The 22,625-nt window shown below is 67.6% G+C and carries 24 protein-coding genes and 4 tRNA genes; 6 read left to right on the top strand and 22 right to left on the bottom strand.

Annotation, left to right across the window (positions count from 1 at the left end):
• The 9 genes from PMI01_RS09175 to recJ form a co-directional block, all read right to left on the bottom strand.
• A partial coding sequence (locus PMI01_RS09175) for a TonB-dependent receptor plug domain-containing protein (RefSeq protein WP_162136384.1) occupies nucleotides 1–961 on the bottom strand: 961 nt, incomplete at its 3' end.
• Between the two features lie 488 nt (nucleotides 962–1,449).
• Nucleotides 1,450–1,526, bottom strand: a tRNA-Arg gene (locus tag PMI01_RS09180).
• A 28-nt stretch (nucleotides 1,527–1,554) separates the two neighbouring features.
• The gene (locus tag PMI01_RS09185; RefSeq protein WP_007667148.1) at nucleotides 1,555–1,860 is read right to left on the bottom strand and encodes an ETC complex I subunit; all 306 of its coding nucleotides are present in this window, start codon (nucleotides 1,858–1,860) and stop codon (nucleotides 1,555–1,557) included.
• Between the two features lie 43 nt (nucleotides 1,861–1,903).
• Nucleotides 1,904–1,980 (bottom strand) — tRNA-Pro (locus tag PMI01_RS09190).
• Between the two features lie 75 nt (nucleotides 1,981–2,055).
• The gene (locus PMI01_RS09195; protein WP_035035533.1) at nucleotides 2,056–2,559 is read right to left on the bottom strand and encodes a DUF192 domain-containing protein; all 504 of its coding nucleotides are present in this window, start codon (nucleotides 2,557–2,559) and stop codon (nucleotides 2,056–2,058) included.
• Between the two features lie 110 nt (nucleotides 2,560–2,669).
• Nucleotides 2,670–3,275: a stationary phase survival cold shock domain protein CspD gene (gene cspD / locus PMI01_RS09200; RefSeq protein WP_007667150.1), complete on the bottom strand. Its 606-nt coding sequence runs from the start codon at nucleotides 3,273–3,275 to the stop codon at nucleotides 2,670–2,672.
• Between the two features lie 173 nt (nucleotides 3,276–3,448).
• Nucleotides 3,449–3,523 (bottom strand) — tRNA-Glu (locus PMI01_RS09205).
• Nucleotides 3,524–3,577: 54 nt separating this feature from the next.
• Nucleotides 3,578–3,652: transfer RNA gene (locus PMI01_RS09210), tRNA-Glu, on the bottom strand.
• A gap of 69 nt (nucleotides 3,653–3,721) precedes the next feature.
• Nucleotides 3,722–5,539, bottom strand: a complete 1,818-nt coding sequence (gene recJ / locus PMI01_RS09215) for a single-stranded-DNA-specific exonuclease RecJ (RefSeq protein WP_035035538.1) — start codon at nucleotides 5,537–5,539, stop codon at nucleotides 3,722–3,724.
• 300 nt (nucleotides 5,540–5,839) lie between these two features.
• On the opposite strand from recJ, the gene PMI01_RS26410 reads away from it, so the two are divergent.
• Nucleotides 5,840–6,112 carry a BrnT family toxin gene (locus PMI01_RS26410; RefSeq protein ID WP_081497653.1) on the top strand — a complete coding sequence of 91 codons (273 nt, stop codon included), beginning with the start codon at nucleotides 5,840–5,842 and terminating at the stop codon, nucleotides 6,110–6,112.
• Nucleotides 6,072–6,353, top strand: a complete 282-nt coding sequence (locus PMI01_RS09220) for a BrnA antitoxin family protein (RefSeq protein WP_007667157.1) — start codon at nucleotides 6,072–6,074, stop codon at nucleotides 6,351–6,353. Before PMI01_RS26410 ends, PMI01_RS09220 begins: the two co-directional genes overlap by 41 nt.
• A 26-nt stretch (nucleotides 6,354–6,379) precedes the next feature.
• On the opposite strand, the gene PMI01_RS09225 is transcribed toward PMI01_RS09220, so the two are convergent.
• From PMI01_RS09225 to PMI01_RS09245, 5 genes are all read right to left on the bottom strand, one after another.
• Entirely contained in the window at nucleotides 6,380–7,351 is a 972-nt protein-coding gene (locus tag PMI01_RS09225) for a class 1 fructose-bisphosphatase (RefSeq protein ID WP_007667159.1), read from the bottom strand.
• A 134-nt stretch (nucleotides 7,352–7,485) separates the two neighbouring features.
• Nucleotides 7,486–8,439 (bottom strand): class II fructose-bisphosphatase, encoded by a 954-nt coding sequence (glpX, locus tag PMI01_RS09230; protein ID WP_007667161.1) that lies wholly within the window; start codon nucleotides 8,437–8,439, stop codon nucleotides 7,486–7,488.
• Between the two features lie 52 nt (nucleotides 8,440–8,491).
• Nucleotides 8,492–9,781: a homoserine dehydrogenase gene (locus PMI01_RS09235; RefSeq protein WP_007667163.1), complete on the bottom strand. Its 1,290-nt coding sequence runs from the start codon at nucleotides 9,779–9,781 to the stop codon at nucleotides 8,492–8,494.
• A 61-nt stretch (nucleotides 9,782–9,842) separates the two neighbouring features.
• Complete coding sequence (locus PMI01_RS09240; RefSeq protein ID WP_007667165.1) at nucleotides 9,843–11,063, bottom strand: LL-diaminopimelate aminotransferase; 1,221 nt, start codon at nucleotides 11,061–11,063, stop codon at nucleotides 9,843–9,845.
• A 110-nt stretch (nucleotides 11,064–11,173) separates the two neighbouring features.
• Entirely contained in the window at nucleotides 11,174–11,638 is a 465-nt protein-coding gene (locus tag PMI01_RS09245; protein WP_007667167.1) for a hypothetical protein, read from the bottom strand.
• A 94-nt stretch (nucleotides 11,639–11,732) separates the two neighbouring features.
• Between PMI01_RS09245 and phaC the strand changes: the two genes are divergently transcribed.
• The gene (phaC, locus tag PMI01_RS09250) at nucleotides 11,733–13,733 is read left to right on the top strand and encodes a class I poly(R)-hydroxyalkanoic acid synthase (RefSeq protein WP_007667168.1); all 2,001 of its coding nucleotides are present in this window, start codon (nucleotides 11,733–11,735) and stop codon (nucleotides 13,731–13,733) included.
• A gap of 58 nt (nucleotides 13,734–13,791) precedes the next feature.
• Here phaC and PMI01_RS09255 read toward each other — a convergent pair whose 3' ends face one another.
• A complete protein-coding gene (locus tag PMI01_RS09255) occupies nucleotides 13,792–14,160 on the bottom strand; it encodes a putative quinol monooxygenase (RefSeq protein ID WP_007667170.1) in 369 nt (122 codons plus the stop codon).
• Nucleotides 14,161–14,238: 78 nt separating this feature from the next.
• Between PMI01_RS09255 and soxR the strand changes: the two genes are divergently transcribed.
• Complete coding sequence (soxR, locus tag PMI01_RS09260) at nucleotides 14,239–14,706, top strand: redox-sensitive transcriptional activator SoxR (protein ID WP_007667173.1); 468 nt, start codon at nucleotides 14,239–14,241, stop codon at nucleotides 14,704–14,706.
• A gap of 62 nt (nucleotides 14,707–14,768) precedes the next feature.
• Nucleotides 14,769–15,398, top strand: a complete 630-nt coding sequence (locus PMI01_RS09265; protein ID WP_007667174.1) for a DUF1287 domain-containing protein — start codon at nucleotides 14,769–14,771, stop codon at nucleotides 15,396–15,398.
• Nucleotides 15,399–15,438: 40 nt separating this feature from the next.
• Here the strand turns inward: PMI01_RS09265 and PMI01_RS09270 are convergent, their stop codons facing one another.
• The 5 genes from PMI01_RS09270 to rplM all read right to left on the bottom strand — a co-directional run bounded on the left by PMI01_RS09270 (nucleotide 15,439) and on the right by rplM (nucleotide 18,104).
• Nucleotides 15,439–15,834 carry a type II toxin-antitoxin system HicB family antitoxin gene (locus PMI01_RS09270; protein ID WP_007667177.1) on the bottom strand — a complete coding sequence of 132 codons (396 nt, stop codon included), beginning with the start codon at nucleotides 15,832–15,834 and terminating at the stop codon, nucleotides 15,439–15,441.
• A 5-nt stretch (nucleotides 15,835–15,839) separates the two neighbouring features.
• Entirely contained in the window at nucleotides 15,840–16,028 is a 189-nt protein-coding gene (locus PMI01_RS26415) for a type II toxin-antitoxin system HicA family toxin (protein ID WP_081497655.1), read from the bottom strand.
• An 87-nt stretch (nucleotides 16,029–16,115) separates the two neighbouring features.
• On the bottom strand, nucleotides 16,116–17,069 hold the full coding sequence (argC, locus tag PMI01_RS09275; protein ID WP_085954853.1) for an N-acetyl-gamma-glutamyl-phosphate reductase: 954 nt from the start codon (nucleotides 17,067–17,069) through the stop codon (nucleotides 16,116–16,118).
• 84 nt (nucleotides 17,070–17,153) lie between these two features.
• Nucleotides 17,154–17,627, bottom strand: a complete 474-nt coding sequence (gene rpsI, locus PMI01_RS09280; RefSeq protein ID WP_007667180.1) for a 30S ribosomal protein S9 — start codon at nucleotides 17,625–17,627, stop codon at nucleotides 17,154–17,156.
• Between the two features lie 3 nt (nucleotides 17,628–17,630).
• Nucleotides 17,631–18,104, bottom strand: coding sequence for a 50S ribosomal protein L13 (gene rplM, locus PMI01_RS09285; RefSeq protein ID WP_007667182.1), 474 nt, complete (start codon nucleotides 18,102–18,104; stop codon nucleotides 17,631–17,633).
• Between the two features lie 234 nt (nucleotides 18,105–18,338).
• Here rplM and PMI01_RS09290 point away from each other — a divergent pair, with 234 nt between their 5' ends.
• Nucleotides 18,339–19,742: an alkaline phosphatase PhoX gene (locus tag PMI01_RS09290; RefSeq protein WP_007667183.1), complete on the top strand. Its 1,404-nt coding sequence runs from the start codon at nucleotides 18,339–18,341 to the stop codon at nucleotides 19,740–19,742.
• Between the two features lie 176 nt (nucleotides 19,743–19,918).
• On the opposite strand, the gene PMI01_RS09295 is transcribed toward PMI01_RS09290, so the two are convergent.
• Entirely contained in the window at nucleotides 19,919–21,433 is a 1,515-nt protein-coding gene (locus PMI01_RS09295; RefSeq protein ID WP_007667185.1) for an alkaline phosphatase, read from the bottom strand.
• Nucleotides 21,434–21,547: 114 nt separating this feature from the next.
• Complete coding sequence (locus PMI01_RS09300; RefSeq protein WP_007667187.1) at nucleotides 21,548–22,579, bottom strand: COX15/CtaA family protein; 1,032 nt, start codon at nucleotides 22,577–22,579, stop codon at nucleotides 21,548–21,550.
• Nucleotides 22,580–22,625 lie beyond the last annotated feature (46 nt).

A 22,625-nucleotide genomic window follows, 5' to 3' on the forward strand; every position in this document is an offset into this window, starting at 1 on the left:
GGCTGTGGCGGAAGCCGCCGCCCCAGACGACTGCCTGCCGGGCGCCGAGATCGAAGCTGTGGCGGACATCGACGTCGTAGGTGTCCACCTTGAAGACGCCGCGACGCACGGCGCGATCATAGTAGGCCTGGACCTGGAGCTCCGCCCCGCCGTCGCCCAGACGGGTCCAGCGCGCGAGCAGATTGCGCCCCGCCAGGCCGTTGTCCGACTCGCCGTCGTAGACGTCGCCCAGCAGCGTCAGGGCGCTGCCCGACGCCGGGGTCCAGTCGAGGCGGAAACCGCCCTGCGTCCGGGACAGGTCGTGGTCCGCCGAGCCGTCGGCGGCGATAGTCCCCATGCTGTCCGCCTTCAGGTCGCGCACATAGACGCGATAGGTCAGGTTTTCGCCGAGCCGGCCGCCGTAGCGCAGGCTGATCGAACGCTCGCGGCTTCCCCCGCCCGCCTCCAGGAAACCGCCCTGGGAGTCGCCCGATTTTCGCGTGGTGATGTTGATCACGCCGTTGACGGCGTTGGCCCCCCAGAGGGTCGCGCCGGGCCCGCTGACCACCTCGATGCGGTCGATGTCGGCCGGCAGGACATCCTGCATGTCCCAATAGACGCCGGAATACAGCGGCGTGTAGACGCTGCGGCCGTCGATCAGCACCAGCAGCTTGTTGGTGCGGTTCTGTGCCGCCTCGTTGCCGTTGAAGCCGCGCGCCGTGATGATGTATCGGCTGGCGGAGAACTGCTGCACCTGGAGATTGGGGGCCAGGCGGAGCATTTCCGGCACCGTTCGCGCGCCCGACCGGACGATGTCGTCATGGGTGATGACATAGATCGCCGACGGCGCCTCCCTCACGGGTTCGGCGCGCTTGGAGACGGACGTCACCTGGATCTCGCCGAGCTCCTCGATCGAGAGATTGGCGAAATTGATCTGTGTTTCGGCGTGGACGGCGGTGGCGACCATCGCGGTCCCGGCCACGCCGAGGACCCGGATTATCGCCAATCGCGTCCAAGACGTTATTCGCATCCGCAGCTCCCCTTCAGCCCTGGCTACTCGATGGCAACTGGAACAGGCTCCGCGCGGCGGCGTGAACTGAAGATCGCCCGCCCGAGCGATCGCCAACCGGACAAGCGTTCAACAAGGCGACGACCTCCACACCTCGTCGGTGAGACTAACATGACACACACGGATAGGTTGGAGAATGTTGGCAGGCGGCCGAGGCGATGACGAACCCCGTGGGCCCCACACCGTATGCCTGTTCCAGAACATCAAGCCGCGCTAGCGAACTCGCACGACGCATGGAACGCGATGCAATCCCAGAACATGTGTCATGTCGACCAGCACGGCCCTACATATTCAACAGAATCAAAAGCTTATGAAATTTCTGCAGGTGTGGCGCTTGACGCCAAATCCAAAATCAACACTAAATCATTGATTTTATGGGAGAATATTTCCCCAGGAACCGTTGGCGCGCCCTGCTGGATTCGAACCAGCGACCGCTCGCTTAGAAGGCGAGTGCTCTATCCAACTGAGCTAAGGGCGCGAACCAAGGAAACCTTGGGGCCGAACGGCTAGTGCGTCCAGGGTTGGCGGCGACCAGCGGCGAAGTTGTCGGCATAGGTCTTGATGATGCGCTTGGGCGTCTTGGGCTCGAACAGCTGGAACGAGATCTCATGGCGCTGGGCGTAGGCGATCGCCTCGTCGCGGGTCTCGAAGCTCAGGCGGACCTGGCCGTTCATGTCGCTCGACTGGGTCCAGCCCATCAGCGGGTCGGAACGTCTGGCCGAGGCCGGCTCGAATTCCAGCACCCAGTCGGTGGTCTTGGCCTTGCCGGACTGCATGGCGGTCTTGGCGGGGCGGTAGATGCGCGCGAGCATGAGCCTCTCCAGGTCGTTCCTTGCCCCTAGGAGGGGCCTGCGGTGGTCGGAGCGGCAGGATTTGAACCTGCGACCCTCTGGTCCCAAACCAGATGCGCTACCAGGCTGCGCTACGCTCCGGAACACCGGCAGGCGCGTGCTCTACAGGGCTTCGCCGCGCGGGGCAACGCGCCGCGTCCAGCTTTCCGGTAGAACTCAGCCTTTCGGGAAGATTTTGTTGAGCACCCGGTCGCCGGGCAGAATGCCCAGTTGCGCCGCCCGCCCCCCGGCGATCTCCAGCACGCCGCCGATGACGCCGCCGGAGGGGATCGGGGTCTCGTCGTGCGGCACGGCGTTGCGGGCGATCGACAGCACCCGGCCGTCCGGCGCGATGTAGATGATGTCCAGCGGGATCAGGGTGTTCTTCATCCAGAACGCCGCCCGCTGGGGCTTGCTGTAGGGGAACAGCATGCCGCGGTCGGGGGCCAGCGACTTGCGGAACATCAGGCCGCGCTGCTGCTCGGCCGAGGTGATGGCCAGTTCGACGGTGAACCTGGCCGGACCCCGGCTGGTCAGAATCTCGACGGTGTCGAGCCTGGCCGCCGGCTTGGCGGCGACAGCGGCCGGCCTTGGCTTGGCCTGGTAGGCGTAGGTCGGAGTCGCGACCAGGACCGCGCCGAGCGCCGCCAGGGCCAGGACCCGCCGTCCGATCTTCGTCATCAAAGCCACGCCAACCTCGCCACCGCTGTTCCCCGGCCGCCAACAGGCCAAAACCGCCGCGCGTCGCGCGACGGTTCAATCCATACGACGCGCCTGGCCGATGGCGAAAGTCAGTCCTCGCCGGCCGTGATCTCGGCGACCACTAGGCCCTTGGGGCCCTCGGCGAAGCGCACCATCACGTCGTCGCCCGGCTGCAGGTCTTCCAGACCGCCGCGCCGCAGGGTCTCGATATGGACGAAGATGTCGCCCGGCTGGCCGTCGCGGACCACGAAGCCATAGCCCTTGGTGCGGTTGAACCACTTGACCTTGGCCCGCTCGGCCGGACCGACGGGCTCCAGGGCCTGGCGGCCGCTGTCGATGCCGGAGCGCAGCCCATGGTCGCGGCGCAGGCCCATCCCGCCATCGCCGAACGCCCGCTTGGGGCGCTCCATCGGCGCGCTGGCGGCGCTTTCGTCCAGGTCGACGACCTCGGACACCTGCCAGCCCTTGGGCCGCTTAACCACGTCGCAGACGATGACCGCGCCCTCCAGCGCCGTCTCCCGCCCGCAATTGCGCAGCGAGGTGACATGCAGCAGCACGTCCTTCAAGCCGGTCTGACCGGGATCGTCGGGTACGATGAAACCGTAGCCCTTCCCCGTATCGAACCATTTCACACGACCGCTGATGCGCACAAATTCCTCGTGCGATCCCGATTCTTCGAAATCGAAACCAGACATTCCGCCCCTCTGGCTCGCCCAAACAGCCCTAGCGGGCGAGCACCACAGAATAACACTGTTCTCGCGGAACGAGAGCCGTCAATAACCAATCGTCGGGGAAGGGCCGTCAATCAACGCCCGCGACATTTCGTCGCAGCGTCTAGATCGACATCAACCTGAAATGTCCGTGGCGGTGGTAGTCCCTAGGGGAGTCGAACCCCTCTCTCCAGAATGAAAATCTGGCGTCCTAACCGATAGACGAAGGGACCACGGCGCCTGCATTAGGCGGGTATTCGCATGTAAAGTCTAAGTAGGCTTCGCGGTGGTAGTCCCTAGGGGAGTCGAACCCCTCTCTCCAGAATGAAAATCTGGCGTCCTAACCGATAGACGAAGGGACCACGTGGCCGCGAAGAGCAGGCGATATACAAAGCTTCCCCCCGGGGCGCAAGCGACCCGGCGCAGTTTTTTCAAGTCGTGCGCATACGGGGGTCGGCGGCGTCCTCGATCTCCAGCTGAACCCCTTCCCGGCCCATGTAATCGTCCGGTTTCAGACGACCCACGACGTGCAGCGCCCCGCCGCCGGCCAGGAGGCGCTGGCCCAGGACGGTCTCGGCCGAGCGCCAGGAGATCGCCTTGATTCGGTCGCCCGACGGCCCGACCAGGTCGACTCGCACATGGCCGCCCTTCATCGCCATCATCCGCTCGGGACGCACGCCGGCCAGGGCGAACATCGGTTCGGGGTTGCCGGGACCGAACGGCGCCAGTTGCTGGAACTCGGTCCACAGGGCGCGATTGGCGGCGCGGGGCTGGACCAGGGCGTCGATATCGACCCCCTCGACGCCCACGGCTTCCATTTCGCCAGCCAGGCGCTCTTCGAGGAAGGCGCGGAACTCGGGAATGGAATCAGGGCGGATGCTGAGGCCCGCCGCCATGGCGTGACCGCCGCCGGCCATCAGCAAGCCAGCCTCGAAGGCCGCCTGGATCGCCGCGCCCAGATTGACGCCCGGCTGCGAGCGGCCCGAGCCCTTGCCGACATTGGCGGCGCGGTCGATGCCGATCACCACGACGGGCTTGCGATAGCGCTCGCGCAGGCGGCCGGCGACGATGCCGATCACCCCGGGGTGCCAGCCCTCTCCCGCCACGACGATGACCGGCGCGTCGGGGTTGAAGTTGCTGCCGCGCTCGAGGATGGCCGCGGCCTCCTCGACCACCCCGGCCTCGACGGCCTTGCGTTCGGTGTTGAGGCCGTCGAGTTCCTCGGCCAGGGCCCGGGCCTCCAGCGGATCGTCCGTGGACAGAAGACGGGCGCCGAGGTCGGAGCGACCGATCCGGCCGCCGGCGTTGATTCGCGGCCCCAGGATGAAGCCGGCGTGGAACACCGAGGCCGGGCCCGAACCCTTGCCCACCTCGAACAGGGCCTTGAGGCCCGGATTGCCCCAGCTGGACATGGTGCGCAGCCCCAGGGTCGTCAGGGCGCGGTTGAAGCCGACCAGCTGGGTGACGTCGCAGACCTCGCCCATGGCCACCAGGTCCAGCCACTGGCGCAGGTCGGGTTCGGGACGGTCTTCGCTGAACAGGCCGCGCTTGCGGGCCTCGCGGTTGAGGGCGACCAGCAGCACGAAGGTCACGCCGGCGGCGGCCAGCACCCCCTGCCCGCTCTGGCAGCCCGGACGATTGGGATTGACCACGGCGGCGGCCGCCGGCGGGTCCTCGCGCATCAGGTGGTGGTCGATCACCACCACCTCCAGCCCGATGGTGGCGGCGCTGGCGATGGCGTCGTAGGCCGCCGCCCCGCAGTCGAGGGTGACGACCAACTCGGCCCCGGTGTCGCGGATGGTCTTGAAGGCCGCCGGGCTGGGGCCGTAGCCCTCGGTCAGGCGGTCGGGGATGTAGATCGGCAGCTCGACGCCCATGTGCCGGAACCAGCGCACCAGTTGGGCGGCGCTGGTGGCCCCGTCGACGTCGTAGTCGGCGAACACCATGGTCGAGCGACCGCTTTCCAGCGCGTCGATCAGGATCCGCGCCGCCTCGTCCATGTCGGTGAAGCTCGACGGGTCGGGAAACAGCGCCTTGAGGGTCGGCCGCAGATAGTTCTCGGCCCCGTCGACGCCCACGCCACGCGAGGCCAGGGCCCGGGCCAGGGGCTCGGACAGGCCGCGGATCTGCTGGTGGCTGCGCGCGGCGGCCGCGTCGCCCGGCCGCTCACGCCAGGCCCGGCCGCTCAGCGAGTGCGAGACGTCGAGGAAGTGCCCGGAGGCGAGAGGGGCGTGTCCATCGGCCATCATTCAGCGCTCCCGAGCGGGAAAGCGGCCGAGAATGCGGAACTTGGCTGTCGTGGTCATCTCCCGAGCGTACGCCTATTGGCGGATTCGCTCCATGCGGCGCGCAGATGGAGGATAGGGCGTGGATGCGTCAAAATCGGACGTCAGGCCCCACGATTTTCTGGCGCTACAATAATTGACATCGACCATTTTTTGGAGCTACATAAAATTAGAAGCTGAGGAATGGAGTGTCGTGATGCGCACGCTCAACGTTGCCATTGAACAGCGGCAAAGACCGCGACTACCCACACCGAGGCCTTCAAAATGGATTTGGAGTACGATGACGAAAAGCGTGCGTTGACCCTTGCGAACAGAGGGCTGGATTTCGCTCACGCAGATAGGCTTTTCGGCGGGCTCACGCTCACCGTGGAAGACGATCGTTTCGACTATGGAGAAACGCGCTTTCAGACCATTGGTCGGATTGGCCGCAAGACGGTTTTGGTGGTCTGGACGCCTCGTGGCGAAGCACGACGCATCATTTCGATGAGAGAGTGCAATGTCAGAGAACGTGAAAGATACGAAAGCGCCGTGGGTTGATCCCGACGACGCGCCGGAATGGTCCGACGAGGTTTTCGAGCGGGCCGAGATCAAGGACGGTAATCGACAGGTGCGGGCCGCGACGGGCACGCTGACCAAGAGGGGCCGCCCAAAGCTGGAGACACCGAAGAAACAAGTCACGCTTCGGCTTGATCAGACGGTTATCGACAAGCTCCGTGAAGGCGGGCCGGGATGGCAGAGCCGGATCAATGAGATTCTCAAGAAGGCGGTGGACGCCTAAGGCGGCCACCGCCGTTCCATATCCCCCTACGCCGCCGCGACCTGGTCGACCTCGTTGGCCGAACCGAGCACCACCGGCACGCGCTGGTGCAACTTGGTCGGCTGTACGTCGAGGATCGCGGCCTGACCGTCGAGCGTGGCCTTGCCTCCGGCCCGTTCGACGATCAGGGCCATCGGGTTGGCTTCGTAGAGCAGGCGCAGCTTGCCCGGCTTTTCGGGCTCGCGAGCGTCCCAGGGGTACATGAAGACGCCGCCACGCATCAGGATGCGGTGGACGTCGGCCACCATCGAGGCCACCCAGCGCATGTTGAAGTTCTTGCCGCGCGGCCCCGTCTTGCCCTGCAGGCAACCGTCGATATAGCGCCGCACCGGCTCGGCCCAGTGACGCTGGTTGGACATGTTGATCGCGAATTCGGCGGTGTCGGGCGAGATCGCCACCTCGCCGTGGGTCAGGCGCCAGGCGCCGTCCGCGTCGAGGGTGAACCCCACGACGCCGTTCGACAGGGTCAGGACCAGCATGGTCTGGGGGCCGTAGACGGCGTAGCCGGCGGCGACCTGACGGCGGCCCGGCTGCAGGAAGTCGGCCTCGGTGGGCACGCCGGCGGCCGGCGCGGGCAGGATCGAGAAGATCGTCCCGACCGAGACGTTGACGTCGATGTTGCTGGAGCCGTCCAGCGGATCGAAGGTGACCAGGAAGCCCCCTTCCCGGCCCGTCGCCTCGATCTCCTCGAGTTCCTCCGACGCCAGCCCCGCCACCGCCGCGCAGCCCTTCAGGGCGTCGCGGAGGATGTCGTTGGTGATGATGTCGAGCTTCTTCTGCTCTTCGTCCTGCACGTTGACCTGGCCCGCCGCGCCCAGACTGCCCGAGATCGCGCCCGAAGCGACGACCTTGCTGATCTGGACGCAGGCGCCGGCGATCGCCGCGATCACGTCCTTGACCGCCGGGTCGGCGGTCTGCTCGGCGGCCAGATGGTCGGCGAGGTCGATCAGGGTGGTCATGCGGGGGCCTCGAATGGCGGCGGGATTCGCCGCGACCTTAGTCAAAGGGTGGATGCGAGCCAACGACGGCTACCCCGCCGAAGCGGGGTTCAGGGTTATGGCCCGGAAATGGCGGCAGTCTTGCGACGCCGCGCCTAGACCTTCCGCTTCATCCGCACTTCGCGCACCGTTCCGGTGGTCGAATTCATCACCAGGGTGTGGGTGTGGACGAAGCCGTCCTTGTAGGTGACGCCGTCCAGCAGATTGCCCCAGGTGACGCCGGTGGCGGCGAAGATGGCGTCGGCGCGGACGATGTCGTGCAGGTCGTACTTCTTGTCGAGCTCGGTGATGCCCCACTTGGCGGCCCGGGCCTTCTCGTCGGCGTTGCGGAACAGCAGCCGGCCCTGGAACTGGCCGCCGACGCACTTCAGCGCGGCGCAGGCCAGCACGCCCTCTGGAGCGCCGCCGGAGCCGACATAGAGGTCGATGCCGGTGGAGGGATCGGTGGTGTTGATCACCCCGGCCACGTCGCCGTCGGTGATCAGATGCACCCGCGCGCCGACCGAGCGGACGCTGGCGATGATCTCGGCGTGGCGTGGTCGGTCGAGCACGCAGACGGTGATCTGCTCCGGCGGGACGCCCTTGGCCGCGGCGATGGCCCGGACGTTCTGGGCCGGCGACTTGTCGAGATCGATCACGCCGGCCGGCAGGCCGGGACCGCAGGCGATCTTGTCCATATAGGTGTCTGGCGCGTTCAGCAGCGTGCCCTTGGGCGCCCAGGCCATCACCGCCAGGGCGTTGGGCATGGCCTTGGCCGCCAGGGTGGTGCCCTCCAGCGGATCCAGCGCGATGTCGATCTTCGGACCTTTGCCCGTGCCGACCTTCTCGCCGATGTAGAGCATGGGCGCTTCGTCGCGCTCGCCCTCGCCGATCACGATCTCGCCGTCGATGATCAGTTCGTTGAGCGCGTTGCGCATGGCGTCGACCGCGGCCTGGTCGGCCGCCTTCTCGTCGCCCCGACCCACCATGGTCCAGGAGGCGATGGCGGCGGCTTCGGTCACCCGGACCGCGTCCAGGACCAGCGAGCGGTCCAGGGTCTTCGAACTCATCAGTGTCTCCCAGCCTATGCGAGGCCTAAGTCCCGACCGCTTCGCGCGGTTCTCAGATGCGCGCGACGCGCAAAAGGCGGGGACGCTCTAGCACGGCGTGCAGCTTTTCGATGCGGCTAATCGCGTCCAGGAGATTGGATTCGGGAGTCGCATGGGTGACGAGCACAATGGGAACGCCCCCCGCCCCTTCGACGGGCTTCTGCAGGAAGCTGTCGATCGAGACGGCGCATTCGGCCAAGGTTTCGGAGATGGCGGCGATGGCGCCCGGCTCGTCGCGGACCATGATCCGCAGATAGGCCTTGCCCACCGAACGGGCCGGATCGACGGCGACGAACGGCTTCAGCTGGCCGGCCGGGGCCTGGAACACCGGACGCTTGGCGCCGGTCATGACGTCGGCGATGTCGGCGGCCACGGCGGCGGCGGTGGGCCCCGAGCCCGCGCCGGGTCCCTGGATGAAGATCCGGCCGATCCGCTTGCCCTCGATGAACAGGGCGTTGAGCGCTCCGCCGGCCTGGGCCAGCGGGTGGTCCAGCGGCACCAGGGACGGATGCACCTTCACCGACACGCCGTCGTCGGTCTTGGCCGCGCCGGCCACCAGCTTGATGCGATAGCCCAGGTCCTTGGCCAGCTTGATGTCGAGCAGTTCGACGTCGCTGATGCCCTCGATCTCGGCGGCGCCGAAGTCGGGCGCGCAGCCGAAGGCCAGGGCGGCCAGGATGCTGATCTTGTGGCCGGCGTCGAAGCCACCGACGTCCATGGTCGGGTCGGCCTCGGCATAGCCCAGGGCCTGGGCCTCGCGCAGCACATCGGCGAAGTCGCGGCCGGTCTTCTCCATCTCCGAGAGGATGAAGTTGCAGGTGCCGTTGAGGATGCCGGCCACGCCCACGACGTCGTCGCCGACCATCGCCTCGCGCAGCATCTTCACCGCCGGCGTGCCGCCCATCACGGCGGCCTCGAACAGCAGCGGAGCGTTGTTGGCCTCGGCCAGGGCGGCCAGTTCCGCGCCATGCTCGGCGATCAGGGCCTTGTTGGCGGTGACCACCGGCTTGCCCAGCTTCAGCGCCGCCTCGACCGCGGCCTTGGCCGGACCGTCGGAACCGCCGACCAGCTCCACGAACAGGTCGACGTCCGGCGACGAGGCCAGGGCGACGGGGTCGTCGAACCAGGTCAGGCCCGAGATGTCGACGGTGCGCGGCCGCGAGCGCGAACGGGCCGACACCGCCGTCACGACGGCGCGGTCGCCGGCCGGGGCGAAGTCGGGGCGCTCGGCCAGGAACTGCAGCAGGCCACCGCCAACGGTGCCGAGGCCGGCGACGCCGACGCGCCAGGTTTTCTGGGTCATGTTCTGCGTTCCTGGTTCCGGGGGCCGAGCGACGCCCATCCTTTTGGGGATTTTGGGCGGCTCAGACCTGTTCCATCTTGTTGTGCGCCTTGGCCAGGATGGTGTCGGCGTTGGCGATGAACTTCTTGACGTTGCGGGCGGCCTGCTTGATGCGCTGCTCGTTCTCGACCAGCCCGATGCGCACATAGCCCTCGCCGTACTCGCCGAAACCGATGCCGGGGGCGACGGCGACGCCGGCCTCCTCGATCAGCAGGCGCGAGAACAGCATCGAGCCGGCGGCCTCGTAGGCCGGCGGGATCTTGGCCCAGGCGAACATCGAGGCCGGCGGGTTGGGGATGTCCCACCCGGCCCGCTGCATCGACGACACCAGGGTGTCGCGGCGGCTCTTGTAGATGGCGCGGATCTCGTCGACGCAGTCCTGCGGCCCGTTCAGGGCGGCGGCCGCGGCCACCTGCACCGGGGTGTAGGCGCCGTAGTCGAGATAGGACTTCACCCGGGCCAGGGCGGCGCAGATGCGGGCGTTGCCGACCACCATGCCCACGCGCCAGCCGGCCATGGCGTAGGTCTTCGACAGCGAGTTGACCTCGACGGCGATATCCTTGGCCCCGTCGACCTGCAGGATCGACGGCGGCGGGTTGTTGTCGAAATAGATCTCGCCATAGGCCACGTCGCTGATCACCAGCAGGTCGTGCTTCTTGGCCAGCGCCACAGCGTCCTTGTAGAAGTCCAGGTCCACCCACTGGGCCGTCGGGTTGGACGGATAGGACAGGATCAGCACGCTGGGCGGCGGCACCGAGTGCTTCACCGCGCGGCTGATGTTGGACAGGTACTGCTCGGGCGACAGGGCCGGCACGTGGCGGATCACCCCGCCGGCCATGATGAAGCCGAAGGCGTGGATCGGATAGGCCGGGTTGGGGCAGATGATCACGTCGCCGGGCGCGGTCAGGGCCTGGGCCAGGTTGGCGAAGCCTTCCTTGGAGCCCAGGGTGGCGATCACCTCGGTGTCGGGGTTCAGCTTCACGCCGAAGCGGCGGCCGTAGTAGCCGGCCATGGCCTTGCGCAGGCCGGCGATGCCCTTGGACGCCGAATAGCGGCCAGCCTTGGGATCGCGCGCCGTCTCGATCAGCTTGTCGACGATATGCTTGGGGGTCGGCATGTCGGGATTGCCCATGCCGAAGTCGATGATGTCGGTGCCCTCGGCGCGCAGGCGCGCCTTGATCTTGTTCACCTCTTCGAAAACATAAGGCGGCAGGCGACGGATACGGTGGAAATCGGAGGTCATGAAAGGGCTCATTGCGCCGCTTCGGCGCGCCGGGAGCAGATGTCGGGCATGGATAGACCCCGAGCGGGGTCCAGCCAAGCCAGTTCAAGGGAAATTATGCCTCCGTCGCCCTATTGGGGCTTGGACGGAGGCGCGGTAGCTCGCTCGCGCGCCGCCTTCGCGAAGGCTTCGGTCGCGGCGCGGTCGGCGTCGGTCGGAGCGTCGAGCGCCGGCGCCTTGGCCGCGGCGCGGGCCTTGGCAGCGTAGGCCTCGGTGTTCGACAGGGTCCAGGTGCTGGGCGCGGTGTCGCGCATCAGCTTGGCGGCGGCCAGCTTCTCGTCGCCGACGGCCTTCTTGAATTGGACCGGCGTGCGCACGTCGGTTGGAATCGCCGGAATGTCCATGAAGGACGGGCGGTCGGCGCGCTTGGAGGCCTTGGCCGCGGCGTTGGCGGCGGCGGCCACCGGCGAGGCCGGATCAGCCGGCGGCGGCGAGAACGGCGACGCGCAGGCGGCAAGGCCCACGAACACACCCGTCAGGGCCGCGCCGCGGAAGAGTACGCCAAGACGTACGATTTTACCGGTTTCGTCGTTCATCTTGCCTCAGGTCTTATGCGATGATCGCGGCGAGCGAAAGGCCATCCGCGTCACCAAGTGAGATGGTCCAAGACAAGAAGGTGGAAGGAAGCCCATGGCCATGACCGAAACCTCCCCCAAACCGCGCAAGACCGGCCCCGCAAAGGCCGGAAAGCCGGCTTCGGCGGCGGACGCGCCCAAGACGGCCAAGGCCAAGCCCGCGGGCGCCAAGCCCGACCCCGGGGCCGCGCGCGCGCCGGAAACCGAATCGCCCCGACAGCCTGAAGCGTTCGGCGGCGCGGGCCTTCCCGATTTCGAGGCCTTCCTGTCGCCCGACCAGCGCCAGATGCTGGAGACGCTGTCGGCCAACCTGGCCCGCGCGGCCGTCACCGCCCAGGGCGCGATCGCCGAGGCGGCGCTGCGCCAGGCCGATCGGCCGGCGGCCCTCAACCCCGACCCCTTCCATGTCGGCCCCGCCTTCAACGAGGTGATGACCAGCCTGGCCGCCCAGCCCGACCGGCTGCTGCGGGCCCAGGCCGACCTGTTCAGCCGCTACATGGACCTCTGGCAGTCGGCCGCCCGCAAGATGACCGGCGAGCCGACCCAGCCCGTCGTCACTCCCTCCAGCGGCGACAAGCGGTTCAGCGACCCCGACTGGGCCTCCAATCCGATGTTCGACATGATGAAGCAGTCCTACCTGCTGTCGTCCAACTGGCTGAACGACCTGGTCTCGCAGGCCGAGGGCGTCGATCCGTCGGCCAAGCGGCGGGTGGCGTTCTTCACCAAGATGCTGACCGACGCCTTCTCGCCGTCGAATTTCCTGATCTCCAACCCGGCCGCCCTGCGCGAGGTGATGCAGAGCAAGGGCGAGAGCCTGGTGCGCGGCATGGAGAACTTCGCCGCCGACCTGGAGCGCGGCGGCGGCCAGCTGGCGATCAGCCAGACCGACCTGGCCAAGTTCAAGGTCGGCGAGAACGTCGCCACCGCGCCCGGCAAGGTGGTCTACCAGAACGACATCCTGCAACTGCTGCAGTTCGACCCGACCACCGAGCGGGTCCACGAGATTCCGCTGCTGATCTTCCCGCCGTGGATCAACAAGTTCTACATCCTCGACCTGCGCCCCGAGAACTCGATGATCCGCTGGCTGACCGGCCAGGGCTTCACGGTGTTCGTCGCCTCGTGGGTCAACCCCGACAGCCGCCAGGCCGACAAGACCTTCGAGGACTACATGTTCGAAGGCATCTACGACGCCAGCCAGCAGGTCATGGCCCAGACTGGCGTCGATAGGGTCAACACCGTCGGCTACTGCATCGGCGGCACCCTGCTGTCCTGCGCCCTGGCCCACATGGCGGCCAAGGGCGACAAGCGGATCAATTCGGCCACCTTCTTCGCCGCCCAGCAGGACTTCTCCGAGGCCGGCGACCTGCTGCTGTTCACCGACGAAACCTGGATCAAGACCATCGAGGAGCAGATCGACCGCCAGGGCGGCTACCTGCCCAGCCAGTCGATGGCCGACACCTTCAACAGCCTGCGCGGCAACGACCTGATCTGGTCGTTCTTCATCAACAACTATCTGATGGGCAAGGAGCCGCGGCCCTTCGACCTGCTGTTCTGGAACGCCGACCAGACCCGCATGCCCAAGGCCCTGCACCTCTACTACCTGCGCAACTTCTACAAGGACAACGCCCTGACCAAGGGCCATCTGACCCTGGGCGGCGAGAAGCTGGACCTGTCGAAGATCGAGACGCCGATCTACGTCCAGTCGTCCAAGGACGACCACATCGCCCCCTATCGCAGCGTCTATCGCGGCGCGCGGGCCTTCGGCGGGCCGGTGACCTTCACCATGGCCGGCTCGGGCCACATCGCCGGGGTGATCAACCATCCCGACGCCATGAAGTACCAGCACTGGACCAACGAGCACCTGCCGGGCTCGGTCGAAGGCTGGCGGGCCGGCGCCGCCGAACACCCCGGTTCGTGGTGGCCGCACTGGGCGACCTGGCTCAAGGCGAAGTCGGGCAAGCTGGTCGCCGCCCGCGATCCGGCCAAGGGCGCGTTGAAGCCGATCGAGGACGCCCCGGGCAGCTATGTCCGCGTGCGGTCGAACGCGGCGACCTGAGCTCCGCGGCCGTCATCCCCCTTCGTGCGGGGGATGACGGCAGGGTGGCGGACGCCCCTCAGATCACCCCGATCTCATAGGCCAGCTCCACCGGCATCGCCTCCGTGCTTTCGATCAGCGAAGCCGCTCGCTCGAGGTGCTCGACGAAGCGCGGGTCCTGCCGGAAGCGCTGGGCGTGCTCGGCCGTTTCGAAGGCGGAGACCAGGATCACCGCGCTCCGTTCGGGCGCGACGAACATCCGACCGCCGACCACGCCGGGAACCGTGCCGCGGATCCGCTCCAGATGGGCCGATTGCAGGACGATGAATTCCTCGAACCGGCCCGGCTTGATCCGGATGAAATTGACGCTGCGCGCCGGCTGGGCGGTGGAGACGTCGGGGGCCAGGACGGCGGCGACGGTGGCGATGTCGGGAACGGCGAGGGTCATGAAGGGCTCCTGAATTCGGTGTTGCCGTGAAAGGAGCCTTCCCTGTAAAACCTCAACCATAGTTGAGGTCAAGCGCCAATGTCGAAACCCGATTTCCCGGCTCCCGGCGGAACCCTGAGCGTCGGCGACGTCGCCAAGCGCAGCGGCGTGGCCGTCTCCACCCTGCACTTCTACGAGACCAAGGGTCTGATCCGCAGCCTGCGCACCGAGGGCAACCAGCGGCGCTATCCGCGCGGCGTGCTGCGGCGGGTGGCGGTGATCAAGGTGGCCCAGCGCACCGGCATTCCCCTGGCTTCGATCCAGGAGGCCCTGGCCAAGCTGCCCGAGGGTCGCGCCCCGACCGCCGAGGACTGGGCCGCCCTGTCGCGCACCTGGCAGGCCGAACTGGACGAACGCATCCGCCGCCTGACCCAACTGCGCGACCAGTTGGACGACTGCATCGGCTGCGGTTGCCTGTCGCTGAAGACCTGCCCGCTGCGCAACCCCCGGGACGCGTTGGGCGCCCAGGGCGCGGGGCCCCGACTGCTGGAGGCGGACGCGGACTGACGCCGCCTCGGGCGATCGGCGTTCGCCCAAAACTCGCCCGGATTCTGGTGGAGCTTCGCGGCATGGGACTCAATCGCCGGACAGCGCTCGGGATACTGGTCGCGACGCCGATGCTGGGCGCGACCGGCGCCTTCGCGCGTCCGGTTCCAGCCCCGAGCGGCGAGCGCCTGGCGGAAGCCGCGCGCGACCAGGTGGGCGTCACGCGGGACTACGACCCCAGCTATCGCGCCATCCCCTACCCCAACGGCGACGTGCTGCGCACCACCGGGGTCTGCGCCGACGTGCTGGTGCGGGCGGCGCGCGACGCCTGGAAGGCGGACCTGCAGCAGCGCGTCCACGAGGACATGAGCCGGGCCTTCGACGCCTATCCCTCGCGCCGCGCCTGGGGCCTGAAGGGGCCGGACTCCAACATCGACCATCGCCGGGTGCTGAACCTGGAGACCTATCTAACCCGCCAGAACGCCCTGCTGGCCCGCGCCCCGGCCAGGGCGAGCGGCGACCACTTCACCGACCCGCTGCCCGGCGACATCCTGACCTGGCGCGTCTGGGGCGGGCGGCCGCACATCGGCGTGGTCTGCGCCGGCCCCGACCGTCCGCGCGTGGTCCACAACATCGGCGGAGGCGCGAAGGAAGAGCCGCTGTGGATGTTCAAGCTGCACACGGCGGTCGCGCACTACCGCTGGCGGGTTTAGCGAGGGGCTTCCGGGAACACGGCTTCGCGTTCTTGTGGCCTCAGGCGCTTTCCATCATCCGCTTGGCGGCCTGAACCAGCAGACCGGAGCGGGTCAGACCGTGCGCCTCGGCGAAGCGGTCGATGTCGCGAAGCGCCTCTTCTGGAAGCGTGATGTTCACGCGCACCGCTTTCTTCGCCTCGGTGGCCAGTCGTACGATGATGGCGACGCCGTCACGATTGCCGGGGTCGGCCATGACGCCTTCCAGGGAGGAAGGCTCGGGGATGGCGTCACCGTCCTCGACCATGCCTTCGACGTGCAGCGCCAGGGCTTCCTCGGCCATGGCGCGGGCGTCGTCCAGGGAAGTCCCCGCCGAGATTACGCCGGGAAAGTCAGGGAACGAGACGCCATAGTCGCTCTCGGCGTCCTTGTGGATCAGGGCGATGTAATTGGCCATCTCGATCACCTCAGGGTCAATCCGGACTGACGCTCGATGGAGCGTAGCGTTCCGATAGGAATGTCTCTCTTCGGATGAGGAACGGTGACACGACCTAGCTTCGTTGGGTGTTTAAACTGGGCGTGCGAGCCGCGACGCGCGACTTCCGTCCATCCGTTGGCCTTGAGCGCCGTGATGATGTCGCGGCTATCCACGTGCGTACTAATACACACCAAAGGGCGCATCGTCAATCTCGAACACATCAATACACACCGGACAGGCGCCCCTGCCGACGACGAGACCTAGAGCCCCGCCCCCTCCTTCAAGCCCAGCATCAGGTTCAGGTTCTGCACCGCCGCGCCCGAGGCGCCCTTGCCCAGGTTGTCGAGCAGGGCCACCAGGCGCACCTGGCCGCTGCTTTCCGAGCCGAACACGAACAGCTTCAGGCGGTTGGTGCCGTTCAGCCCCTCCGGGTCCAGCGTGGTCAGGCTCTTGGCCTCGTGCAGCGACGCCACCTCGACGAAGGCCTCGCGCTCGTAGTGCTTGGCCAGCGCCTCGTGGATCTCGGTCACCGACACGCTGCCGTTCAGCATGCCCAGATGCAGCGGCAGCTCCACCAGCATGCCCTGGGCGTAGCGGCCAACGGCCGGGGTGAAGATCGGCCGGGTCAGCAGACCGCCGTGCGACTGGATCTCGGGCAGGTGCTTGTGGCCCAGGCCCAGGGCGTAGATGCGGTACGGAACCGTGGTGTAGTTCGGCGAGCTCGCGTCCTCGAACTCGGCGATCATCGCCTTGCCGCCGCCCGTGTAGCCCGACACCGCGTTGAACGACAGCGGCAGGTCCGGGGCGACGATGTCGGCCGAGACCAGCGGCCGGACCAGGGCGATCGCGCCCGTCGCGTAGCAGCCGGGGTTGGACACCCGCGTCGAGGCGGCGACCTTGCCGCGCTGAGCGTCGTCCAGTTCGGGAAAGCCGTAGGTCCAGCCCCGCGCGGTGCGGTGGGCGGTCGAGGCGTCGATGACCTTGACGTTCGGATTGTCGATCAGCGCGACGGCTTCCACGGCCGCCTCGTCGGGCAGGCACAGGATCACCGCGTCGGCGTCGTTCAGCATCGCCTTGCGCGCTTGCGGATCCTTGCGCTTGTCCGGATCGATCGAGACCAGTTGCAGGTCCTTGCGGCCGACCAGGCGCTCGCGGATTTGCAGGCCCGTGGTGCCGGCTTCGCCGTCGATGAAGACTTTCGGGGTCATGGACATCCCAATCGCAAGGGCAAGAAAACAAGAAAAAGGCGCTTCGGCCGAAACCGAAGCGCCTTTCCATAAGCACGAAACGTGACGCGCTTAGCGCTTCGAGAACTGGAAGCTGCGGCGGGCCTTGGCCTTGCCGTACTTCTTACGCTCGACGACGCGGCTGTCGCGGGTCAGGAAGCCGTGCGGCTTCAAGAGGGTGCGCAGGCCGGGCTCGTAGTAGGTCAGGGCCTTGGACAGGCCGTGACGCACGGCGCCGGCCTGGCCCGACAGGCCCGAGCCTTCAACCGTGACGACGACGTCGAACTGGCCCAGGCGGTCGGTGACCTCCAGGGGCTGGGCGATCATCATGCGCAGCACGGGGCGGGCGAAATAGACTTCCTGGTCGCGACCGTTGATGGTGATCGAACCCTTGCCGGGCTTGATCCACACGCGGGCGATCGCGTTCTTGCGCTTGCCGGTCGCGTAGGCGCGGCCTTGGGCGTCGATCTTCTGGACGGCCGGAGCGGCCGCTTCCGGGTTGCTGGACAGGCTGGCCAGCGCGTCAAAGCCTTGAGCTTCGGACATGACTTAGGCGCTCCGGGTGTTCTTGGCGTTGCGCGAAGCGAAATCGATCACTTCGGGGCTCTGCGCTTGGTGCGGGTGCTCACCGTTGTTGTAGATGAGCAGGTGGGTCAGTTGCTTGCGGGCCAAGGGGCTTTCCTTGGGCAGCATGCGCTCGACGGCCTTTTCGAGGACGCGTTCCGGGAAGCGGCCTTCCAGCAGCTTGCGCGGGTTGGTCGACTTCACGCCGCCCGGGTGACCGGTGTGGCGATAGTAGATCTTGTCGTCCATCTTCTTGCCGGTGAACTTCACCTTGTCGGCGTTGATCACGACGACGAAGTCGCCGCAGTCGACGTTCGGGGTGTAGTCAGCACGATGCTTGCCGCGAAGACGCATGGCGATGAACGTCGCCAGGCGGCCGACAACGGCGTCCTGGGCGTCGACCACGATCCACTTCTTCTCGACCTCGGCGGGCTTCAGGGAAGCCGTGGTCTTTTGCATGGGATTGATCCGTATTCCTTGTGCGTCGGGGGCCAAGGAAAGCGGCTCCGTCTGCGTGAGGGGCGGCAGGTACAGGAGGGTTCGCGGCCTGTCAACAATGCGTGCGCAAGAAACTCCGCAAACCCTTGTGCAGCAAGGAATTTCGCGATGAGGTATCATAATACCACATCGTCGTTGTCATGATGCCGTTATCGGGCGGAGGCATAGGGCAAGCCCAGCTTCGGAGATCCGTTCATGCCCTTCTCGCGCCGCGCCTTCATCGCCTCCGCCGCCACCAGCCTGGCCTTCGCCGGCTTCGGCGCCCGCGCCCAGGACGAAGCGGCCGAGCTGCCCTCCTATCTGAACGAGGTCGAAGGCTACGGCCCGCTGCTGCCCGACCCCAAGGGCATGCTCGACCTGCCGAGGGGCTTCTCGTACCGGATCATCTCGCAAGCCGGCGAGACGATGTCGGACGGCTTGCTGGTGCCCGGCGCCTTCGACGGCATGGGCTGCTTTTCGCTGGGCGGCGACCAGGTGGCGCTGGTGCGCAACCACGAGCTGGGTCCGGCGGCGTTCAACGACGGCGCGTTCGGCCTGGGCGGACGCCTGGCCCATCGCCTGCCCAAGGATCGCGCCTACGACGTCTCGGACACCGGCCTGCCCCTCCCCGGCGGCACGACCACGGTGGTCTACGACCTGAAGACCGGCCAGACGCTCAGCCAGCACCTCAGCCTGGCCGGCACGGCGGTCAACTGCGCCGGCGGGACCACGCCCTGGGGTTCGTGGATCACCTGCGAGGAAACGACGCTGACGGCCGGCCTGGAGATCGGCAAGGACCACGGCTACGCCTTCGAGGTGCCCAGCGCCGGCAAGGGCCTGGCCGACCCGGTCCCGCTGAAGGCCATGGGCCGCTTCCGGCACGAGGCCGCCTGCATCGATCCGCGCACCGGCGTCGTCTACATGACCGAGGACCTGCAGGACGGCCTGTTCTATCGCTTCCTGCCCAACGATCGCCGCAACCTGGCGGCCGGCGGCAAGCTGCAGGCCCTAGGCATCGTCGGCGTGACGGAGGACGCCGACACCCGCAACCAGGAAGGCGCCGACAACCTCAAGCCCGGGGCCTGGGTCGAGACGCGCTGGATCGACCTGGACGGCGTCGACAACCCCTATGACGACCTGCGCCTGCGCGGCCACGCCAAGGGCGCGGCGTTCTTCGCCCGCGGCGAAGGCGTGCACTGGGGCTCGGGCGAGCTCTATTTCACCTGCACCTCTGGCGGCGCGGCCGGCTCGGGCCAGATCTTCCGCTACGTGCCCAGCGCCCAGGAAGGCCAGGCCGGCGAGGCCGACAAGCCTGGCCGCCTGCAACTGTTCGTCGAGAGCAAGGACGAGCGGGTGCTGGACTTCGCCGACAACATCACGGTCTCGCCGCTGGGCCACATCGTGGTCTGCGAGGATCGCTATTCGGAGGTGAAGCCCAACCACCTCAAGGGCGTCACGCCGCAGGGCAAGGTCTACACCCTGGGGCGCAACGTGTTCCGGGGCAATTCGGAGTTCGCCGGGGCCTGCTTCTCGCCGGACGGCCAGACCCTGTTCGTCAACGTCCAGTGGCCCGGGATCACCTTGGCGATCACCGGGCCTTGGGCAAGCGTGAAGGTTTAGGCGTTGCTAGCCCAGAGGAGCGATTCCACCTCTGCAGATGTGTTCTGTCGCCCGCGCCCGCCCACATTCGTCATCCCCCGACTTGTTCGGGGGACCCAAGCGAAGTCTGACGCCATCTAGCGCCGCTTGGGTCACCCGCATAAAGCGGGTGATGACGAATGTGGGGGCCGTACCGTCTAAGGCTTGGCCGGCGTCTCGGCGTCGAACCCATACGCATGCCGCATGACCTGGAACAGGTAGCTTTCCTCGACCACGCCATGCACCAGATACGCTCCCGGACCGTCGGCGAACACGCCCACGTCCTCGCCCGAGTGGGCCGAGCTGGGCAGGTTGGCCAGGGCCTCCTGGTGGTAGTCGATGTCATCGGTGTCTTCCTTCGAGGGGTCGGCGCGCGAGCCGCCGCCTTCCGGACCGCCGGGGCCGGTGGCGAAGCTCAGCACGGTGTAGGGCTTGCCGTCGCCCGCCACGATCGGCTCGCCCTCGTTGCCGGCCAGGCCGAGGATCGGGGCGTTGCGGGCGGCGTAGCCCGAGATCACCAGGCCGTGGCTGTGGTCGGCGGTGACGATGACCAGGGTGTCCTTGAGGTCCACCTTGTCGAGCGCCGCCTGGATGGCCTTCGAGAACTCGACGGTCTCGGTCAGGGTGCGCTTGGCGTTGTTGAGGTGGCTGCCCATGTCGATCTTGCCGCCCTCGACCAGCAGGAAATAGCCCTTGGGGTTGGTCGACAGCAGGTCGATGGCCTTGGTGGTCATGGCCGCCAGGGTCGGCACGCCTTGCCCCAGCACCGGCCGCTCGACCTCGTAGGGCAGGTGTTCATTGGCGAACAGGCCCAGCACCGGGCCGGTCTGGGCCGGGTCCAGGGCGGCCAGTTGCGCGTCGGTGGTCACATAGGCGGCCTTGGGGGTCTTCAGCCACTCGGCGGTCAGGTCGCGGCCGTCGGCGCGCTTGCCGTCCTTGGCCTCGGGCAGGAAGCGCGAGCGACCGCCGCCCATGGCGACGTCCAGGCGCAGGCCCGCGGGGGCCTCGACCAGCTGGCGGGCGATGTCCCAGCAGCCGGCGGCCAGGGCGTCGGTCGGCATGTCGCCGTCGCCTTCCCAGTCGCGATAGGCGGTGTGGGCGTAGGTCCCGGCCGGGGTGGCGTGGGTGATGCGGGTGGTGGTCACCGCGCCGGCCGACAGGCCGTGGGCCTTGGCCAGTTCGGCGATGGTCTGGACGCGGGTCCCGGCCTCGCCGGCGCAGCTTTCCGGCTTGGCGGCGCCCGACAGGCCGATGACCTTGTTGCGGGTCTTCACGCCGGTGGTGATGGCGGTGATGCCGGCGGCGCTGTCGGTGACCTGGGTGTCGTGGCTGTAGGTCTTGGACAGCGCCGTCCACGGCAGCTTCTCGAACGCCAGCGAATTGCTCTCGCCGTCGACGCCGCGCTGCTGACCTTCATAGATCCGGCTGGCGACGACCGTGGAGATGCCCATGCCGTCGCCCAGGAACAGGATGACGTTCTTGGCGCGGCCAGTGTTGGGCGCCACGGTCAGGGCCTTGGCCAGGGCCGCCTCCCCGGCCTTGTAGTAGGCGTCGCCGGGCGCGGCGTTGGTCGCGGGCGCGGGCGGTTTGGCGGCGGGTTTCGGCGCGGCCTGGGCGAGGACGGGCGCGGCCAGGAGCAGGGCTCCGGCCAGGAGGTGGGAAGCGCGGATCACGGGAAGCTCCAGCAAGAACGTCGAACGTCCTGTGCTGGCGTTTCATGACAGTTCTTTGAGCGCGCCGTTCCCCAAACCCATCATCCCCGCTTTATGCAGGGATGGCGGTAAAAGCTAAGGCCTTCTCACCCGCCAGGCGAACGCCGTGGCCGTGACCAGCAGGATCGCCGCCCCGGCCTGGTGCAGCACGCCCAGGGCCAGCGGCACGGCGGCCATCAGCGTCCAGATTCCGAGGCCGGCCTGCAGGAACACCACCCCGACCAGCGCGAAGGCGGTCGCCTTGGCCTCCTCGGGCATGCGCCGGGTCCGGGCGGCGGCCACGCCGATGACGATGGCGGCGACGAACAGGGCGTAGGCCATCAGCCGGTGATGCAGCTGCACCGCGCCCTGGCTGTGGGCCAGGGTGCCCCAGAAGCCGTGGCCGGCATATTCGGCCGGAACCAGCGCGCCGTTCATCAGCGGCCAGTCGTTGTAGACCAGCCCGGCGTCATTGCCCGCCACCAGCGCGCCCAGCAGGCTCTGGAAGAACACCGCGCCCAGGAAGGCCAGGGCCCAGCCTCGCCAGTTCGTGCGCTCCTCGATGCGCGGCGCGCCGGCCCAGGCGTCCAGGGCCGTCCAGATCAGCATGATGAACAGCGCCAGGGCCAGGCCGAGGTGGATCATCAGCCGCTCGGGCGCCACCGAGACCCGCTCGGACAGGCCGCTTGAGACCATCCACCAGCCGACCAGCCCCTGCAGGCCGCCCAAGGCCAGCAGCACCACGCAGCGCCAGATCAGCCGGCGCGGGATCATCCGGCGGATCAGGAAGACGGCGAACGGCAGGGCGAACGCCAGGCCGACCAGGCGTCCCAGCAGCCGGTGCGCCCACTCCCACCAGAAGATGCCCTTATAGGCCTCCAGCGTCATGCCGGCATTGACCAGCCTGTACTGCGGGATCTGCTTGTAGAGCGCGAAATTGGCCTGCCAGGCCTGTTCCGACATCGGCGGCATCGCGCCCATGATCGGTTTCCACTGGGTGATCGACAGACCCGAGTCGGTCAGGCGCGTCGCGCCCCCGACCACCACCATGGCGAAGACGAGAACGGCCACCACGAACAGCCAGATGGCCACGGGCCGGGAACGATCGGAACGCAGGAAGGACGTCATGACAGCCGCAAAGATCGCCGTTTGAGGGCGTGAATAAGGCGAAGCC

Source organism: Caulobacter sp. AP07, from assembly GCF_000281955.1.
GTDB lineage: Bacteria > Pseudomonadota > Alphaproteobacteria > Caulobacterales > Caulobacteraceae > Caulobacter.